At 73.9% G+C, this 17,965-nt stretch carries 16 protein-coding genes; 8 read left to right on the forward strand and 8 right to left on the reverse strand.

What is annotated here, in order from left to right:
- The first annotated feature begins 1 nt into the window (after position 1).
- The gene (locus ABD268_RS14625) at positions 2 to 1,012 is read left to right on the forward strand and encodes an NAD-dependent epimerase/dehydratase family protein (RefSeq protein ID WP_344153572.1); all 1,011 of its coding nucleotides are present in this window, start codon (positions 2 to 4) and stop codon (positions 1,010 to 1,012) included.
- Positions 1,013 to 1,015: 3 nt separating this feature from the next.
- Here the strand turns inward: ABD268_RS14625 and ABD268_RS14630 are convergent, their stop codons facing one another.
- Positions 1,016 to 1,621, reverse strand: coding sequence for a nitroreductase family protein (locus ABD268_RS14630; protein ID WP_344153575.1), 606 nt, complete (start codon positions 1,619 to 1,621; stop codon positions 1,016 to 1,018).
- A gap of 52 nt (positions 1,622 to 1,673) precedes the next feature.
- Between ABD268_RS14630 and ABD268_RS14635 the strand changes: the two genes are divergently transcribed.
- A complete protein-coding gene (locus ABD268_RS14635) occupies positions 1,674 to 3,167 on the forward strand; it encodes a carboxyl transferase domain-containing protein (RefSeq protein WP_344153578.1) in 1,494 nt (497 codons plus the stop codon).
- A 34-nt stretch (positions 3,168 to 3,201) separates the two neighbouring features.
- Positions 3,202 to 4,062 carry an SDR family oxidoreductase gene (locus ABD268_RS14640; protein ID WP_344153581.1) on the forward strand — a complete coding sequence of 287 codons (861 nt, stop codon included), beginning with the start codon at positions 3,202 to 3,204 and terminating at the stop codon, positions 4,060 to 4,062.
- A 31-nt stretch (positions 4,063 to 4,093) separates the two neighbouring features.
- Here the strand turns inward: ABD268_RS14640 and ABD268_RS14645 are convergent, their stop codons facing one another.
- The 4 genes from ABD268_RS14645 to pdhA form a co-directional block, all read right to left on the reverse strand.
- Entirely contained in the window at positions 4,094 to 5,422 is a 1,329-nt protein-coding gene (locus ABD268_RS14645; RefSeq protein WP_344153584.1) for a serine/threonine-protein kinase, read from the reverse strand.
- A gap of 136 nt (positions 5,423 to 5,558) precedes the next feature.
- Entirely contained in the window at positions 5,559 to 7,040 is a 1,482-nt protein-coding gene (locus ABD268_RS14650; RefSeq protein ID WP_344153588.1) for a dihydrolipoamide acetyltransferase family protein, read from the reverse strand.
- 10 nt (positions 7,041 to 7,050) lie between these two features.
- Entirely contained in the window at positions 7,051 to 8,034 is a 984-nt protein-coding gene (locus ABD268_RS14655) for an alpha-ketoacid dehydrogenase subunit beta (protein WP_344153591.1), read from the reverse strand.
- The gene (gene pdhA / locus ABD268_RS14660; protein ID WP_425573734.1) at positions 8,031 to 9,194 is read right to left on the reverse strand and encodes a pyruvate dehydrogenase (acetyl-transferring) E1 component subunit alpha; all 1,164 of its coding nucleotides are present in this window, start codon (positions 9,192 to 9,194) and stop codon (positions 8,031 to 8,033) included. Before pdhA ends, ABD268_RS14655 begins: the two co-directional genes overlap by 4 nt.
- Before the next feature lie 188 nt (positions 9,195 to 9,382).
- Here pdhA and ABD268_RS14665 point away from each other — a divergent pair, with 188 nt between their 5' ends.
- Positions 9,383 to 9,850 carry an SRPBCC family protein gene (locus tag ABD268_RS14665; protein ID WP_344153594.1) on the forward strand — a complete coding sequence of 156 codons (468 nt, stop codon included), beginning with the start codon at positions 9,383 to 9,385 and terminating at the stop codon, positions 9,848 to 9,850.
- Positions 9,851 to 9,981: 131 nt separating this feature from the next.
- Here the strand turns inward: ABD268_RS14665 and ABD268_RS14670 are convergent, their stop codons facing one another.
- Positions 9,982 to 11,016, reverse strand: coding sequence for a LacI family DNA-binding transcriptional regulator (locus ABD268_RS14670; protein WP_344153597.1), 1,035 nt, complete (start codon positions 11,014 to 11,016; stop codon positions 9,982 to 9,984).
- Positions 11,017 to 11,126: 110 nt separating this feature from the next.
- On the opposite strand from ABD268_RS14670, the gene ABD268_RS14675 reads away from it, so the two are divergent.
- From ABD268_RS14675 to ABD268_RS14685, 3 genes are read left to right on the forward strand one after another with little or no spacing between them, the layout of a single operon-like run.
- On the forward strand, positions 11,127 to 12,491 hold the full coding sequence (locus ABD268_RS14675; protein ID WP_344153600.1) for an MFS transporter: 1,365 nt from the start codon (positions 11,127 to 11,129) through the stop codon (positions 12,489 to 12,491).
- Positions 12,488 to 13,366 (forward strand): shikimate dehydrogenase, encoded by an 879-nt coding sequence (locus tag ABD268_RS14680; protein ID WP_344153603.1) that lies wholly within the window; start codon positions 12,488 to 12,490, stop codon positions 13,364 to 13,366. The genes ABD268_RS14675 and ABD268_RS14680 overlap by 4 nt, the downstream gene beginning before the upstream one ends.
- Positions 13,366 to 15,201, forward strand: a complete 1,836-nt coding sequence (locus tag ABD268_RS14685) for a sugar phosphate isomerase/epimerase and 4-hydroxyphenylpyruvate domain-containing protein (RefSeq protein WP_344153606.1) — start codon at positions 13,366 to 13,368, stop codon at positions 15,199 to 15,201. Before ABD268_RS14680 ends, ABD268_RS14685 begins: the two co-directional genes overlap by 1 nt.
- Before the next feature lie 28 nt (positions 15,202 to 15,229).
- Here the strand turns inward: ABD268_RS14685 and ABD268_RS14690 are convergent, their stop codons facing one another.
- Positions 15,230 to 16,144 carry a cation diffusion facilitator family transporter gene (locus ABD268_RS14690; RefSeq protein ID WP_344153610.1) on the reverse strand — a complete coding sequence of 305 codons (915 nt, stop codon included), beginning with the start codon at positions 16,142 to 16,144 and terminating at the stop codon, positions 15,230 to 15,232.
- A gap of 10 nt (positions 16,145 to 16,154) precedes the next feature.
- Positions 16,155 to 17,069 (reverse strand): glutathione S-transferase C-terminal domain-containing protein, encoded by a 915-nt coding sequence (locus ABD268_RS14695; RefSeq protein WP_344154006.1) that lies wholly within the window; start codon positions 17,067 to 17,069, stop codon positions 16,155 to 16,157.
- 215 nt (positions 17,070 to 17,284) lie between these two features.
- Here ABD268_RS14695 and ABD268_RS14700 point away from each other — a divergent pair, with 215 nt between their 5' ends.
- Entirely contained in the window at positions 17,285 to 17,929 is a 645-nt protein-coding gene (locus ABD268_RS14700; protein ID WP_344153613.1) for a hypothetical protein, read from the forward strand.
- The last annotated feature ends 36 nt before the right edge of the window (positions 17,930 to 17,965 follow it).

Here is a 17,965-nt window from a genome sequence, read left to right on the forward strand (position 1 = left end):
CATGAAGCTCCTGGTGCTCGGCGGTTCGGTCTTCCTCTCCCGCGCGGTGGCCGAGGAGGCCGTACGCCGTGGCCACGACGTCACCTGCGCCTGCCGCGGCTCCTCGGGGTCGATCCCCGACGGGGCGCGGCACGTCGTCACCGACCGCTCCGAGGGGCTGCCCGAGCAGCTCACCGACACCTTCGACGCGGTCGTCGACGTGGGCCGGCAGCCGTCCTGGGTGCGGGCCGCGGTGACGCGTTTCCCCAGCGCCCACTGGGTCTTCGTGTCGACCATCAACGTCTACGCCGACGACTCCACGCCGGGCGGCGGACCCGGCGCCCTGCCACTGCACGAGCCACGGCCCGAGGACGTCGACCTGCGCGAGGACCCCGAGGCCTACGGCCCGATGAAGGTCGCCTGCGAGCAGGCCGTCGCCGAGGGCGCCGCCTCCGCGACGGTGGTCCGGCCCGGGCTGATCATCGGCCCCGGTGACCCGTCCGGCCGGTTCGCCTACTGGGCGGCGCGGCTCGCGGACACCGCCGAGCACCCCGAGGTGCTGCTCCCCGGCACCCCCGACGACTCGGTCCAGGTGATCGACGTCCGCGACCTCGCGGCCTGGATCGTCACGTGCGCCGAGTCGCGCCGCGCCGGCACCTTCGACGGCACCGGCCTGGCGACGACCCGCGCGGCGTTCACCGACGCGGTCGCGGCCGCGGCCCGCGAGCTCGGCCTGCACGACCCGACGTCCACCACGTTCACCGCCGTGGAGCAGGGGTTCCTCGCCGAGCAGGAGGTGGAGCCGTGGATGGGCCCGCGGGCCATCCCGCTGTGGCTGCCGCTGCCGGAGTACGCCGGGCTGATGGCGCACGACGTGACCGCGTCGTACGACGCCGGGCTGACCACCCGCCCGCTCTCCGAGACCGCCCGCGACACCCTGCTCTGGCTGCGGGAGACCCCGGATGCCGTCGTCACCGGCTGGTCGCGCGAGGACGAGGAGAAGGTGCTCGCCGCCTGGCACGAGCGGTCCTGAGGGTCACTCCAGGGACAGGGCCTCGCCGAAGACCCCGGCGTACGCCACCTCCGCCAGCGGCCGGCGCGCCCGGGGGCGGCTGTCCCGCTCGCGGGCCAGCGGGTCGCCGGCCTCCTCCGGGGGCAACGCCCGCCCGAGGGCGATGCCGGTGGTGACCCGCCAGTGCCGCGGCACCCCGGCCACCTCCGCGAGCCGTTCGTGGTCGAAGCCGGCGAACTGGTGCACGGCCAGCCCGAGGGCGAGCGCCTGCACGCTGAGCTGGGCGACCGCCTGGCCGAGGTCGTAGGCCGCGTAGTCGGAGTAGCTGAGGGCATCCTCCTCCGGACCGGAGGCGACCTGGTGGAGCGAGAAGACCAGCGCGCTCGCGCGCGGCACCCAGGACTGGTTGCCGCGGGAGAGCAGCGGCACGAACCGCTCGTGCGCCGGGTCGCCGCGCCGCGCGACGAGGAAGGACCAGGGCTGGGAGTTGCCCGCCGAGGGCGCCCACCGCGCCGCGTCGAGCATCGCGCGCAGCTCGTCGTCGGCGAGCACGTGCGCGGCGTCGTACGAACGGGTGCTGCGGCGGTCGCGCAGCAGCGGCAGCAGGGTCGGCGAGGCGTCGAGGGTCACGACTGGCGAACAGCCCGCCGCGGTCGGCTGTTCCCGCACTAGCCTTCGCTGAATGACGACGACGCCCCGCCCCGCGCGGCTCTCCGCGGCCGACCTGATCGACCTGGTCCTCGACGAGGGGTCGTGGACGTCCTGGGACGTGCCGCCGGTGCGGACCGGCATCTCCGAGGAGTACGCCGCGGAGCTGGCCGCCGCGGCCGAGAAGAGCGGCGTCGACGAGTCCGTGCTCAGCGGCGAGGGCCTGATGCACGGTCGCCGGGTGGCGGTCGTGATGGGCGAGTTCGCGTTCCTGGCCGGGTCGATCGGGCGCGCGTCCGCGGACCGGCTGGTCGCCGCGATCGAGCGGTCGACCCGCGAGGGGCTGCCGCTGCTCGCCGCGCCGGTCAGCGGCGGGACCCGGATGCAGGAGGGCACCCCGGCGTTCGTGCAGATGGTGCGGATCTCCGAGGCGGTGGCGGCGCACAAGGCGGCCGGCCTGCCGTACCTGGTCTACCTGCGCCACCCCACCACCGGCGGCGTGATGGCGTCGTGGGGCTCGCTGGGCCACGTGACCGTGGCCGAGCCGGGCGCGCTCGTGGGCTTCCTGGGCCCGCGGGTCTACGAGGCGCTCTACGGCCGGCCGTTCCCCGAGGGGGTGCAGACCTCCGAGAACCTCTACACGCGCGGCATCATCGACGCCGTCGTCGCCCCCGACGAGATCGCGGGGATCCTCGACCGGGCGCTGGCGATCCTGCTCGCGCCCCGGCACGGCATCGAGCCGGTCCCCGCCCCGGTGCCGCTGACCCCGCTGCCGGACGTCGAGACCTGGGACGCCGTCACCCGGTCGCGCCGGCCGGACCGGCCCGGCGTACGCCGGCTGCTGAAGTACGCCGCCAGCGACGTGATCCCGCTCAACGGCACCGGGCAGGGCGAGCACGACCCCGGCCTGCTGCTCGCGCTGGTCCGCTTCGGGGAGGCGCCGTGCGTCTTCCTCGGCCAGGACCGGCGCGGCCAGACCGCCGACCACCCGATGGGTCCCGAGGCGCTGCGCGAGGCGCGGCGCGGGATGCGGCTGGCCTCGGAGCTGGGGCTGCCGCTGGTGACCGTGATCGACACCCAGGGGGCGGCGCTGTCCGCGGATGCCGAGAACGGCGGCCTGGCCGGCGAGATCGCCCGCTGCCTGGCCGACCTGGTCACCCTCGACGCCCCGACGCTGTGCCTGATGCTGGGCGAGGGCAACGGCGGTGGCGCGCTGGCGTTCCTGCCCGCCGACCGGGTCGTCGCGGCCCAGCACGCGTGGCTCTCGCCGCTGCCGCCCGAGGGCGCCAGCGCGATCGTGCACCGCGACCTCGACCACGCCCCGGAGATGGCCCGGTCCCAGCGGGTGCGCGCCCTCGACCTGCGCGACCTGGGGATCGTGGACCGGATCGTGGCCGAGCTGCCCGACGCCGCCGACGAGCCCGAGGCGTTCTGCCAGCGGGTCGGCGCGGTGCTCGAGCACGAGCTCGCCGCGCTCCTCGACGCCGGCCCGGGCTCCCCCGCCGACCGGGCCCGCCGCTACGCCTGAGGTCGGTCACTAGAACGCGTTACAGTTCTGGCCCATGAGGACGTACGTCGTGAGCGGGGCCGCCTCGGGGATCGGCGCCGCGACCGCGGTGCTGCTGCGCGAGCAGGGGCACCGGGTGATCACCGTGGACCTGCACGAGGCGGACGTGGTCGCGGACCTGTCGACCGCGGCGGGCCGGGCGGCCGCGGTGGCCGGCGTCCAGGACCTGACCGACGTGGTGCACGGGGTGATCCCGGCGGCCGGCATCGCGGGGCTGACCGGCGTGGACCCGCAGGCGGTGGTGTCGGTGAACTTCTTCGGCGCCGTGGCGCTGGTGACCGGGCTGCGTCCGCAGCTGGCCGCGGCCGGCGACGGCGCGGTGGTCGTGCTCGCCTCCAACTCGATCACCGCACAGCCCGGCTGGAGCTCCGAGGTGGCCACCGCCTGCCTGCGCGACGGCGAGGCGGCGGCGCGGGCCGCCGCGGCGGAGCTCGAGGCGGTCCACGTCTACCCGGCCACCAAGGCGGCGCTGGCCTACTGGGTGCGCCGCGAGGGCGTGAAGCAGGACTGGGCCGGCGCGGGGGTCCGGCTGAACGCCGTCGCCCCCGGGCTGATCGCCACCCCGATGACCGACCGGCTGCGCGAGGACCCGCAGCTCGGGGTGTTCGCGGACGCCTACCCGAGCGCGCTCGGCCGCCCGGGCCGGCCCGAGGAGGTCGCGGCCACGATCGGCTTCCTGCTCTCCGACGCGGCCAGCCTGGTGGTGGGCTCGGTGCTCTTCGTCGACGGCGGCACCGACGCGCTGCTGAACCCGCTCGCCCCCCGGGGCCCGCAGGTCAGCCCGATCGCGCTCGGCGTGCTCGACAAGGTGGCCGGCGTCGCGACGAAGCTGTCGGCGATGCGGCGCCGGCGCTGAGCCGACCCGACTCTGCCGGTCCTCGTGGGGTTCAGGGGGCGGCCAGGCAGCGGAGCGTGGCGGCAGTGAGGGCCTCCTTCAGCTGCGGCTCGTCGCCCAGGTCCGGGTCGAGGAACCTCAGCTCCTCGTCGAAGAAGCCCTGCGCGACCAGCGTGTCGAGCCCGACGTCCGCGACGAGCGCGTCGGCCACGCACTCGGACTGCTTGCCGTCCATGAGCCCCTGCTCCTTCAGCGCCACGGCGAACTCGTGGGCCGCCTTCTTCTCGTCCTTCTCCTCGTACGCCGAGGTTGCGCCGGTGGTAGCCGACGGCGAGGTGGGCGCCGAGGTGGGGGGCGAGGTCGGCGCCGCGGTCGGTGAGTCGTCGACCACCGGCGGCGTCGGCTCCTCCCCGCCACCGGACGTCACGGCGTACGCCGTCGCGACGCCGAGCGTGACCAGCAGCGCCACGAGACCCACCAGCACCGCGGCGCGGGGCCGGCGGCGTGGCCCGGGGGCGGCAGCCGGCGCCTGGTCGGACAGCCCGCGCGCCGCCCGCAGCTCGTCGCGCATCGCGGCGGCCGAGGGGTAGCGCTCCTCCGGGCGCTTGGCCATCGCGGTGCGCAGGATCCGGTTGACCCCCTCGACCAGCGGGCTGGTGCCGTCGAGCTGCGGCACCGGCTGCTCGAGGTGGGCCGACACGACCTGGTAGTCGGAGGTGCCGGCGTACGGCGCGCTCCCGCTGACCGTGGCCCACAGCAGGCACCCGAGCGAGTAGACGTCGCTGGCGACCCCGGCGGTCCCTCCGGTGTGCAGCTCGGGCGCCATGTAGCTCGGCGTCCCGATCGCGCCGACCGTGTGCCGGGTCTGCTCCGCGCCGACCTGGCGGGCGATCCCGAAGTCGGCGAGGTACGCCGCGGTGTCGCGCTCCCGGCGACGCAGCAGCACGTTGGCCGGCTTGATGTCGCGGTGCACCAGCCCGGCGGCGTGGGCGTCGGCGAGCCCCGCGGCGACCTGGGCGATCAGGTCCAGGGCGATCCGCGGCGGCGGCGCACCGTGGGCCCGCAGCATCATCCCGAGGTCGCCGTCGGGGACCAGCTGCGTCGCGATGTAGAGCCGCCCGTCGGCCTCGCCGTGGGCGTAGACGTGCACGACGTGCGGGGAGTCCAGGGAGGCCTGGGCCTGCGCCTCGCGCGTGAACCGGGCCCGGAAGTCCGGGTCGTCGGCCAGGTGCAGCGAGATCACCTTGAGCGCCACCCGGCGGTCGAGCCCGGTGTCGACGGCCTCGAAGACCACGCCCATCGCGCCGCCCCCGAGCCGCCGGCCCACGCGGTAGGGACCGATCATCTCCGCGGGCGCGGGGTGGCCACCGTGCACAGTCACGCCCCAGTCCTACCCCAGCCCGCCGCAGATACGCCGCCCAGCCGCAGTCGAAAAGCTCGCCGACCCGTCGTCAGCTGACGACGGGTCGGCGCGCTGAGCCCTCGACGAGCGACGGGGTCGCCCTCGAACGGCAGGGTCAGAACAGCAGGGCGGAGGCGGGGTCCTCGAGGATGCCGGCGACGTCGGCGAGGAAGCGCGAGCCCTTCTCGCCGTCGATGTGCCGGTGGTCGAAGGAGAGCGCCAGCGTGGTGATCTGGCGGATCGCCAGCTCGTCCTCGCGGCCGTTCGAGACGACCCACGGCTGCTTGCGGACCGCGCCGAAGCACAGGATCGCCGACTCGCCCGGGTTGATGATCGGGGTGCCGGCGTCGACGCCGAAGACGCCGACGTTGGTGATCGTGAAGGTCCCGCCGCTCATCTCGGCCGGCTGGGTCTTGCCCTCGCGCGCGGTCGCGGTGAGCTGGTTGAGGGAACCCGCGAGCTCGAGCAGGGAGAGGTCCTGCGCGTCCTTGACGTTGGGCACGACGAGCCCGCGCGGGGTCGCCGCGGCGATGCCGAGGTTGACGTAGGACTTGTAGACGACCTCCTGGGCGGCCTCGTCCCAGAACGAGTTGATCTCCGGGGTCCGCCGCATCGCCAGCATCACCGCGCGGGACAGCACCAGCAGCGGCGAGACCTTGACCTCGCGGAACTCGCGCCGCGTCCTGAGCCGGTCGACGAACTCCATCGTCCGGGTGACGTCGACGGTGATCCACTCGGTGACGTGCGGCGCGGTGAACGCCGACTGCACCATGGCGCCGGCCATCATCTTGCGGACGCCCTTGATCGGCTCGCGGGTCTCCCGCTCGCCGGCCGGGACGTCGTACGAGGTGGTCGCCGGGGCGGCCGGAGCGTATGACGTCTCTCCCGAGCCGGCGGCCGCCTCCACGTCGGCGCGGGTCACGGTGCCGTTCGGCCCGGTGGCCGAGACCTGCGCGAGGTCGATGCCGAGGTCCTTGGCCAGCTTGCGCACCGGCGGCTTGGCCAGCGCGCGCGCCTCCGACGGCGTGGTGGCCGCGGACGGGACCAGTGCCGGCGCCTGCTCGCGCGCGGCGGCCGGCCGGGCCGAGGTGGCCGGGACCGCGGGCTCGTCGGAGTCCTCGACGTCCGGCGTCGGGCCGGGCTCGAAGGCGCCCTGGGTCTGCACGTGGGCGGCACTCGCGCCGACAGCCACCCCCGGCGTCGCCGCGCGGCGCTGACGGCGGACCGCGCCGCGCTCGACCTTGTTGCGGCCGACCAGGCTCTCGCCCTCGCCGCCACCGGAGGCGCGGGGGTTGTACAGGTCCATCTCCGCCTCCGAGGCCTGCGGAGCCGCCTCGGGCGCCGGCTCGGCCGGCGCCGCGGAGGCGTCGCCGATCGCGATGATCGGCGTGCCGACGGGGACGGTCTCGCCCTCGGGCACCATCAGGTCCAGCACGGTGCCGGCGAACGGCGACGGCAGCTCCACCAGCGACTTGGCGGTCTCGATCTCGACGATGATGTCGTTGATCGCGACGACGTCGCCGACCTTGACCTTCCAGGCCACGATCTCGGCCTCGGTGAGGCCCTCGCCGACGTCGGGCAGCTTGAACTCAGACATGAAGGGGCTCCTAGAAGCTCAGCGAGCGGTCGACGGCGTCCAGCACCCGGTCGAGGTCGGGGAGGAAGTCCTCCTCGATCCGCGAGGCGGGGTACGGCGTGTCGAACCCGCCGACGCGCAGCACCGGGGCCTCCAGGGAGTAGAAGCACTCCTCGGTGATCCGGGCGGACAGCTCCGACCCCATGCCCAGGTTGACGTGCGCCTCGTGGGTGACGACGGCGCGGCCGGTACGGCGTACCGACTCCAGGACCGGACCCATGTCCAGCGGCGAGAGCGTGCGCAGGTCGATGACCTCCAGCGACTTGCCCTCACCGGAGGCGGCCTCGGCGGCCTTCATGGCGGTCTTCACCGTCGGCCCGTAGGCCAGCACGGTGACGTCGGTGCCCTGGCGGACGACCCGCGAGGTGAACAGCGGCTCCGGGGTCGCGGACTCGTCGAGCTCGGCCTTGTCGGCGTGGTACTGCCGCTTGGGCTCGAGGAAGATCACCGGGTCGTCGCTGGCGATGGCCTGCTGGATCATCCAGTAACCGTCCACCGGGTTCGAGCACGCGACGACCTTCAGGCCCGGCGTGTGCGCGAACTGCGCCTCCGGCGACTCGCTGTGGTGCTCGACCGCGCCGATGCCGCCACCGAACGGGATCCGGATCACCATCGGCATCTTGCTGCGCCCCTTGGACCGGTAGTGCATCTTCGCGACCTGGCAGACGATCTGGTCGTAGGCCGGGTAGACGAAGCCGTCGAACTGGATCTCGACCACCGGGCGGTAGCCGCGCAGCGCCATGCCGACCGCGGTGCCGACGATGCCGGACTCCGCGAGCGGGCTGTCGATGACGCGGTCCTCGCCGAAGTCCTTCTGCAGGCCGTCGGTGATCCGGAAGACGCCGCCGAGCTTGCCGACGTCCTCACCCATCACGAGGACCTTGGGGTCGTCCTCCATCGCCTTGCGCAGCCCCATGTTGAGGCCCTTGGCGAGCGTGATCTTCTGGTTGCTCACGAGTGGCTCCCCTCAAAGCTCTCGAGGTACGCCGCGTAGCCCTCGCGCTGGATGCGCAGCTCCTCGGGCTCCTCGGCGTAGACGTGGTCGAACATGTCCAGCGGCTTCGGGTCCGGCAGCGCCTTGCAGCCCTCCCGCAGGTGGTGGCCGAGGTCCTCGGCCTCCTGCCGGACGGCCTCGAAGAACGCGTCGTCGGCCAGGCCGTTGCGCTTGAGGTAGACCTCGACGCGGGCGATCGGGTCCTTGAGCTTCCAGTGCTCGACGTCGTCGGAGAGCCGGTAGCGGGTCGGGTCGTCGGTCGTGGTGTGCGCGCCCATCCGGTAGGTGTAGGCCTCGACGAAGGTGGGTCCCTGGCCGTCCCGGGCGCGCTGGAGCGCGGCCTGCGTGACGGCGTACGTCGCCAGCACGTCGTTGCCGTCGACCCGGACGCCGGGGAAGCCGAAGCCGAGGGCCCGCTGGTAGAGCGGGATCCGGGTCTGGCGCTCGATCGGCTCGGAGATCGCCCACTGGTTGTTCTGGCAGAAGAACACGACCGGCGCGTTGTAGGAGGCGGCGAAGATGAACGCCTCGTTGACGTCGCCCTGCGAGGAGGCGCCGTCACCGAAGTGCGCGATCACCGCGGCGTCGCGGTCCGGGTCGCCGGTGCCGACGACGCCGTCGCGCTGCATGCCCATCGCGTAGCCGGTGGCGTGCAGGGTCTGCGCGCCGATGACGATCGTGTAGAGCCCGAAGTTGTTCTCGTTCGGGTCCCAGGCGCCGTGGTCGACCCCGCGGAAGAGGCCGAGCAGGTTGAGCGGGTCGACGCCGCGACAGTAGGCGACGCCGTGCTCGCGGTAGGTCGGGAAGACGTAGTCCTGCGGGCGCAGCGCGCGGCCGGCACCGATCTGCGCGGCCTCCTGGCCCAGCAGCTGGGCCCAGATGCCGAGCTCGCCGTGGCGCTGCAGGGCGGTGGCCTCGGTGTCGATGCGGCGGGTGAGGACCATGTCGCGATAGAAGCCGCGCACCGCCTCGTCGTCGAGGTCGAAGCTGAACTCGGGGTGCTCGACGCGCTCACCCTCCGGAGTGAGCAGCTGGACGAGCTCGGGGCCGCCGTCCTGCTGGGAAGGTCCGAAGACCTCCACCAGGTCGGGGCCGAAGCCAGGACTTCCGGACTGGGTCACGTGCACTCCTTCGAGGTCATCGGCGTCGCGGGGTCTCCACTTGCCGATCGGCGGGATCCGGTCAGCGGCGCGGGGGTGGTGCGCTCTGTGATCGGGACCACAACGGGCTCGGGCACAACCTACCGGGGGGCCGTGGGCCGGGGCCAATCCAGCGGCCCCGGTTCGGGACACCCGCCTAGGGTCGGGACATGAGCTCTCGCATCGTCTCCGCCAGCACGACGGTCGCCGCGCCGCCCGAGGTCGTCTTCGCGATCCTGGCCGACCCCCGGCAGCATCCCCGGATCGACGGCTCCGGCACCCTGCAGGGCAGGGTCTCGGGCCCCGAGCGCCTCGCCAAGGGCGCCGAGTTCGGGATGGACATGAAGATGTTCGGCCTGCCGTACAAGATCCGGAACCGGGTCGTGGAGTTCGAGGAGGACCGCCGGATCGCGTGGCGGCATTTCGGCGGCCACCGCTGGCGCTACGAGCTCGAGCCCGCCGACGGCGGCACCCGGGTGACCGAGAGCTTCGACTACTCGCGCTACAACGCGGTGTGGACGAAGTTCATCGAGGTCACCGGCTTCCCCGGACGCAACCAGCGAGGCATCGAGGAGACCCTGGTCCGGCTGCGCGCGGCGGCCGAGTCGGACGCGGCCCGGTCGGGCGAGGGCGGATGAGCATCCGCGAGGGCAGCGGGGGTAGTCGGGGCGGCACTTGCGGGGCTGGGCACTTTCCCCGGCTGACCGGGGAAAGTGGCACCTGTCAGGGGGACGGCCACCTGACAGGTGCCACTTCTCCCTGACAACCCTCAGGGTCGCGAGCCCGGCGCCGGCCCCGAGGAGCGGCGTACGACGAGCTGCGTCGGCAGCACCCGGGCGGCCGGTGCCGAGGCGCGGGCGTGCGCCTGCTGCACCAGCGCCTCGACCGCGCGGGCGCCGGCGTCCTCGGTGCGCTCGGCGAGGGTGGTGAGCGCGGGGCTGCAGAAGTCCGACCCGACGATGTTGTCGAAGCCGACGACGCTGACCTCGCCCGGCACGTCCACCCCGCGCTCGGCCAGCCGCAGCATCACCCCGATCGCGAGCATGTCGTTGTGGGCGACCACCGCACTCGCCCCGGCGGCCAGGACCGCGTCCGCGGCGGCCGGGCCGCCGGCCAGCGTCGGCAAGTAGGGCCCGAACCTCGCCGTCGTCATCCCGTGCACCTCGGCGGCGGCGCGCAGCCCGGCCCAGCGCCGCGCCCCCGACCAGGACTCCGCGGGCCCGCCGAGGAACACGAAGGACCGGTGGCCGTGCGAGGCGAGGTGGTCGACGATCTGCCGGGTCCCGTTGTCGTAGTCGGCGACCACGCACGCGACGCCCGGGGTGGCCCGGTTGACCAGGGCGATCGGGTTCAGCTCCGCGGCCCGGCGCAGCTCGTCGTCGGGCAGCCGGGAGGCGCTCAGCACGAAGCCGTCCACGGCCGGGCCGAGCCGGCGGATCAGCTGCTCCTCGGCGGCCGGGTTCTCCTGGGTGTCGCCCAGCACCAGCGTCAGCCCCGCGGCGGCCGCCGCCCGCTCGGCGCCCTTGATCACCCCGGCGAAGTAGGGGTTGGTGATGTCGGGGACCAGCAGCGCGAGCGTGTTGGTGCGCCCGGACTCCAGCGCCCGGGCGGCCGGGTTGGGGGTGTAGCCGAGCTCCTCGGCCACCGCGAGCACGTGGTCGCGGGTGTGCTGGTTGACCCGCCCGGGCCGGGTGAACGCCCGGGAGACCGTCGACGCGGCAACCCCGGCCGCCTCGGCGACGTCGGTGATGGTCGCGCGGCGGCGACGCTCTGCCCGCCGTTCGGGAGGCTGGGGAGTGGCCACGGACAGCAGTCTATGGCAAGAAATGGCAAACGCTTGCCATGTGACGGCGGCCACTTCGACACTCGACGGCAAGCCCCCTGGACCAGCAGGGTGAGACCGAAGGAACCGACATGACCGAGCAGCACACCACCCGGCGTACGCCGAAGAAGGCGGCGCTCGCCGCCTGGAGCGGCAGCGCCCTGGAGTACTACGACCTGGCCATCTACGGCACCGCCGCCGCGCTGGTCTTCCCCAAGATCTTCTTCCCCGAGGGCAACGACTCCGCCGCGACCATCGCCGCCTTCGCCACCTTCGGCGTCGCGTACGTCGCCCGCCCGATCGGCTCGTTCTTCATGGGCCACATCGGCGACCGGCTCGGCCGCAAGAAGGTCATGGTCGGCACCCTGCTGCTGATGGGCAGCTCGACCTTCCTGGTCGGCTGCCTGCCGACCTACCACCAGGTCGGCCTGCTGGCCCCGGCGCTGCTCGTGCTGCTGCGCCTGCTGCAGGGCCTCTCCGCCGCCGGTGAGCAGGCCGGCGCCAACTCGATGTCCTTCGAGCACGCCCCCGACGACAAGCGGGGCTTCTTCACCAGCTTCACGCTCAGCGGCACCCAGGGCGGCCAGGTGCTCGCCCCGGCGGTCTTCCTGCCGCTCGCCGCGGTCCTGCCCGAGGACCAGCTGCTCGCGTGGGGCTGGCGGGTGCCGTTCTGGCTCAGCGCCCTGGTGGTGCTGATCGGCTTCGCGATCCGCCGCACGCTGGACGAGACCCCGGAGTTCGAGGCCGAGTCCGACATGACCACCGCGGCCTCGCACACCCCGCTCGGGCTGCTCTTCCGCCACCACTGGCGCGGCGTGCTGCGGGTCTTCTTCGCCGCCTTCATCGCGATGGTCAACACGACCTTCCAGGTCTTCGCGCTGAACTTCGCCACCTCCGACGACTACGGCATCGGCATCAGCTCGACCACCATGCTCTGGCTCGCGATCGTCGCCAACCTGGTCGCCATCGCCACCATCCCCTACTGGGCGCGCCTCTCGGACCGCGTCGGCCGCAAGCCGGTCTTCGTCTCCGGCCTGCTCGGCAGCGCCGTGCTGGTCGTCGTGTTCCTCGCCGCGATCCACGCCGGCAACGTCCCGCTGACCTTCGTCCTCGGCGTCGCCCTGGCCGGCGTCGTGTACTCGATGCCGAACGCCGTGTGGCCGGCCACCTACGCGGAGTACTTCCCCACCAGCGTCCGGCTGTCCGGGATGGCCGTCGGCACCCAGTTCGGCTTCGCTCTCGCCGGATTCACGCCCACCATCGCCGGTGCGCTCATGGGCGGCGACGCCGACAACTGGTGGAAGGTCGCGGCCTTCGCCGCCGGCGCCTGCCTGATCTCCGCGATCGCCGTGCTCAGCGGCCCGTCCGGCACCCACCGGGTCCCCACCCGCGAGGTCGGCCGGCGCGCAGCCGCCCGGGTCGAGGCCCGGGCCGTCACGGTCGGCGCGGCGTCGTGACCCCCCCGGTCGGGGCGCCGGGCGCCGAGCAGACGTCGTACCTCCTCGGCCTGGTCGGCGCCGGCATCGGCGCCTCGCTCACCCCGGCGATGCAGGAGCGGGAGGGCCGCGAGTCCGGGCTGCTGCTGAGCTACCGGATCATCGACGCCGCGCAGACCGGTCTCCGGGCCGAGGACCTCCGCGAGGTCCTCGCCTGGGCCCGGCGGCTGGGCTTCGACGGGCTGAACATCACCCACCCGTTCAAGCAGGCGGTGGTGCCGCTGCTCGACGAGCTCTCCGACGACGCCGCCGACCTCGGCGCGGTCAACACCGTGGTCTTCCGCGACGGCCGGGCGCTGGGCCGCAACACCGACTGGTCCGGCTACGGCCGGGCCTTCCGGCAGGAGCTCCCGGACGCCGTCGAGGACCGGGTGGTCCTCGTCGGCGCCGGCGGCGCCGGGGTCGCGGTCGGCTACGGCCTGCTCGAGCAGGGCGCCGCGCACGTGGCGGTCCTCGACGCCGACCGGGACCGGGCCGACGCCTGCGCGGTGCGGCTCGCGAAGCGGTTCGGCGACCACCGGGTCACCGCGGTCTCCGACCTGGAGCGCGCCCTCGCCGACGCGCAGGGCCTGGTGAACGCCACCCCGATCGGCATGCTCGGCCACCCGGGTACGGCGGTGCCGGGCCGGCTGGTCCACGACGGGCTGTGGGTCTCCGACATCGTCTACTTCCCGCTGGAGACCGAGCTGATCCGCCTCGCCCGGTCCCGTGGCTGCCGGGTCGTCCCCGGCGGGGGGATGGCGGTGCACCAGGCCGTCGGCGCGTTCGAGTACTTCACCGGCCGCGTCCCGGACGCCGACCGGATGTCGCGGCACTTCCGGGAGCTGACCGCCTGATGCGCAAGGGCATCGCCACCGTCTCGCTCAGCGGGCTGCTCGCCGACAAGCTCGCCGCGGTCGCCGCGGCGGGCTTCGACGGCATCGAGCTCTTCGACAACGACCTGGTCGCCAGCCCGCTGAGCCCCCGCGAGGTCGCCCGCCGCTGCGCCGACCTGGGGCTGACCATCGACCTGTTCCAGCCGGTCCGCGACCTCGAGGGGGTGGCCCCGGAGCGGTTCGGCGCGGTGCTGCACCGGGTCCGCACCAAGCTCGAGGTGATGGCCGAGCTCGGCGTGACGACGTTCCTGGCCTGCTCCCACGTCGGCGCCGACGCCCGCGACGACCGCGACCTCTCCGCCGAGCAGCTGCGCCGGGTCGGCGAGCTCGCAGCGTCGTACGGCGTCACGGTCGCGTTCGAGGCGCTCGCCTGGGGTCGGAACCTGAACCGCGTCGGCGATGCCTGGGACGTCGTACGCCGTGCCGACCACCCCGCGGTCACGCTCGCGGTCGACACCTTCCACCTGCTCGCCCGCGGCGACGACGGCACCGCGCTGGACGGCGTGCCCGGCGACCGGATCGGCTTCCTGCAGGTGGCCGACGCGCCGCTGCTCGACATGAACGTGCTCGAGTGGAGCCGACACTTCCGGTGCTTCCCCGGCCAGGGCACGCTCGACGTCACCGGCGTGGTGGCCGCGGTGCTGCGTGCGGGTTACCGCGGCCCGCTCTCGCTGGAGGTGTTCAGCGACGCGGTCCGGGAGGCCGATCCGGCCGGGACCGCGCGGGACGCGATGCGCTCGCTGATCTTCCTCGAGGACCAGCTGGCCGTGGTCGTCGACGGCCCAATCACCAGTGCCTCGCTCGCCAGTGCCCCGCCACCGCCGCCGCGCGCCGACGCGGCGTTCCTGGAGGTCACCGCCGGCCCCGGCGTCCCGGCGCTGCTGGAGTCGCTGGGCTTCGGCGTCGCCGGGCGGCACCGCAGCAAGCCGGTGACCCGGTGGCGCAACGGCCGGGCGCAGGTGGTGGTCAACGAGACCCCGCAGCCGGCCGGCGCCCTGCCGCACGCGCTCGGGGTGGCCGCGCCCGCGGTGGAGGCGGTGGCCGCGCGCGCCAAGGCGCTGCTGTGGCCGGCGGTCGACCGGACCCGCGGCGCCGGCGAGGCGCTGCTGCCGGGCATCACCTCCCCCTCTGGCCTGCACGTGTTCGTGAGCGCCGAGCCGGGTGCGGCCGACGACTGGCAGCGCGACTTCGACCCGTCCGACGCCGACGCGCATCCCGACGCCCGTCCCGGTGCCGAAGCCGAGATCGATGCCGGCTGGCTCGGGATCGACCACGTGGCGGTCGCCGTACCTCCCGAGCACTTCGACCAGGAGGTCGCGTTCTTCCGCACCCTCTTCGACCTGACCCCGGGGTCGGTGGAGGAGTTCATCGAGCCGCATGGCCGGCTGCGCAGCCGGGCGCTCCGGCCGGCTGACGGTGACCTGCGCGTGGTGCTCAACGTCGAGGAGGTCCGGCCCGGCCGGCCCCGGCGCTCGGGGATCACCCAGGTCGCGTTCGCCTGCGGCGACGTGGCCGCGCAGGTGCGGGCGATGCGGTCGCGCGGGGTGGCGCTGATGCCGGTGCCCGACAACTACTACGTCGACCTCGACGCCCGCTTCGGGTTGGACCCGGAGATGCTGGCCGAGCTGCGGGAGCACCAGCTGCTCTACGACCGGCTGGGTGGCGGCGAGCTGCTGCACGCGTTCACGCTGCCGCTGCCCACCGGCTTCCACGTGGAGCTGCTCGAGCGCCGGGGCGGGTACGACGGCTACGGCGCCGCCGGCACGCACGTGCGGCTGGCGGCGCAGGCGGGGTGAGCCGGAGTGCCGTCGCCCCGGGCGTCGCTCAGTGGGCCTCGCCGAGGTCCTCGTGCTCGCGGTGGCTGACCGGCTCCACCTGGAACGTCGCGTGCCGGACCCCGAAGTCGTCGACCGTGCAGGCGCAGAGCCGGTCGAGGATGCCACCGACCCCGTGCTCGTCCAGCGCCTCGTCGGTGACGGTGACGTGCGCCGACAGGCTGGGGATGCCGCTGGTGATCGTCCAGGCGTGCAGGTCGTGCACGTCGACGACGCCGGGCATCGCGCGCAGGTGGCGCTCGACCTCTGCGAGGTCGAGGTCGTGCGGGGCGATCTCGAGCAGCACGACCGCCGAGTCGCGCAGCAGCACCAGCGACCGGGGCAGGATCAGCACCGCGATCAGCAGCGAGGCGACCGCGTCGGCCTGGTGCCAGCCGGTGGTGAGGATGACGATGCCCGCCAGCACGGCGAGCAGCGAGCCGAGCAGGTCGCCGAGCACCTCGGTCGCCGCGCCACGCAGGTTGAGCGAGCCGGTCTCCGACCGGCTGAGCACCAGCATCGAGACGCCGTTGGCGACCAGGCCGACCGCCGCGAACGCGATCATCGGTCCGGCGTCGACGTCCGCGGGATCGGCCAGCCGCCCGATCCCGGCGTACAGCAGGTAGCCGCACAGGACCAGCAGCACCAGCGCGTTCAGCAGCGCGGCGAGGATCTCGGCGCGGTGGTAGCCGAACGTGGAGCGCGGCCCGCCCGGCAGCGTGGCGACGTACGACGCGCCCAGCGCCAGCACGATCGCGGCGACGTCGGTCGCCATGTGGCCGGCGTCGGCCAGCAGCGCGAGCGACCCGGCCAGCCAGGCGCCGACCAGCTCGACCACCATGACCGTGGCCGTGACGGCGAGGACGAACCGCAGCCGGCTTCGGTCCTCGGCGCGGCCGGCGGCGTGCCCGTGGTCGTGACCCATGGGGGCCAGCCTAGGAGAGCGACTCCCGGCCGTGCGGGGTCGTCCAGACGGACCGGTCGGGGCCCTTCGGGACGATCTGCGAGGGATTGAGGTCGCGCTGCACGACGTAGTAGTGCGCCTGGATCTGGTCGAAGTCGATCGTCTCCCCGAAGCCCGGCGTCTGGAACAGGTCGCGGGCATACCCCCACAGCGCCGGCATCTCGCTGAGCTTCTGCCGGTTGCACTTGAAGTGGCCGTGGTAGACCGCGTCGAAGCGGGCCAGCGTCGTGAAGAGCCGGACGTCGGCCTCGGTGAGCCGGTCGCCCATCAGGTAGCGCCGCCCGGTCAGCCGGTCCTCGAGCCAGTCCAGGGCGGCCCACAACCGGTCGTAGGCGCGGTCGTAGGACTCCTGTGAGCCGGCGAACCCGCACCGGTAGACGCCGTTGTTGACCTCTGTGAAGACCCGCTCCATCACCTCCTCCATCTCCTCGCGGAGGTCCTCGGGCCACAGGTCCGGCGCGTCCGCACGGTGGAGCTCCGTCCACTCGAAGAAGAGGTCGTGGGTGATCCACGGGAAGTCGTTGGTCACGACCTGGCCGGTCGGGATGTCGACGATCGCCGGCACGGTGATGCCGCGCGGGTAGTCCGGGACCCGCGCGAAGTACGCCTCCTGCAGCCGGTGGATGCCGAGCACCGGGTCCGTGCCACCGGGGTCGTTGTCGAAGCTCCAGCTGCGCTCGTCGTGGGTCGGCGCGGGGCGCCCCACCGAGATCACGTCCTCGAGCCCGAGCAGCCGGTGCACGATGAGCGAGCGGTTGGCCCACGGGCACGCGGGGGCCGCGACCAGCCGGTAGCGGCCGGGCTCGACCGGCCACAGGTCCCCCTCGACCGGCCCGTGGTCGGGCTTGCGGGCGTCCCGGGTGATCCGGTCCGGGATGTAGTCCATGTCCCGGTCGTAGTCCTGGCCCGGCTTGACGAACGTCGCATCGCTCACGCCCCAGCCGTACCCATGATCACGGCGGCCCAACCGGGACGTCCGGCCCTGCCGCGCACCGGGGCCGCGGCGGAGGGTCGCGCCATGACGACGAAGCCCACGCCCCTGCAGCTGGTCCGCGCGCTCACGGTGGTCTCGGCAGGTCCGCTGCTGCTGGCGCTGGCTCCGTGGTCGCGCCGGTCGCCGCGGTACGCCGCTGGCCGGCGCGCTGCCGCCGCCCCGCGGCCCGGCGTACGGCGTGGGCGGTCACGGGCGCCGGGCTGGCGGCGCCCTGGGTGTACGCCGTGCTGGTGCGGCCGTGGCTGCAGCACTGGGGCGCCACCGGGGAGGAGCGGCGCCGCCGCCTGCCCGGCGACGGGCCGGGCCGACCCCTCTCGACGGCCACCCGCGCCGTCACCGTGCGCGCGCCCGCCGAGGCGGTGTGGCGCTGGCTGGTGCAGATCGGCCAGGACCGGGGCGGCTTCTACTCCTACGACTGGCTGGAGAACCTCGCCGGCTGCCGGCTGCGGACCGCCACCCGGATCCACCCCGAGTGGCAGGACGTGCGGCCGGGTGACCCGCTGACGCTCGTCCCCGGGGTCGCCACCCGCTTCGCCGAGGTCGACCCGCCGCACGCCCTGGTCATCGAGGGGTGGGGCGCCTACGTGATCGAGCCCGACAGCGACGGGACCTGCCGGCTGATCGCGCGCTCGCACGTGGACCGGGAGCCGCGGGCACTGGCCTACTACCTCGGCATCGAGCTGCCGCACGCGGTGATGGAGCGCCGGATGCTGCTCGGCCTCAAGCAGCGCGCGGAGGCGCACGCCCTCTGACAGATTTTACAAAGGACTCTTTGCAAACAGTCCTTT

It is taken from the genome of Nocardioides koreensis (assembly GCF_039531775.1).
Classification (GTDB): domain Bacteria; phylum Actinomycetota; class Actinomycetes; order Propionibacteriales; family Nocardioidaceae; genus Nocardioides; species Nocardioides koreensis.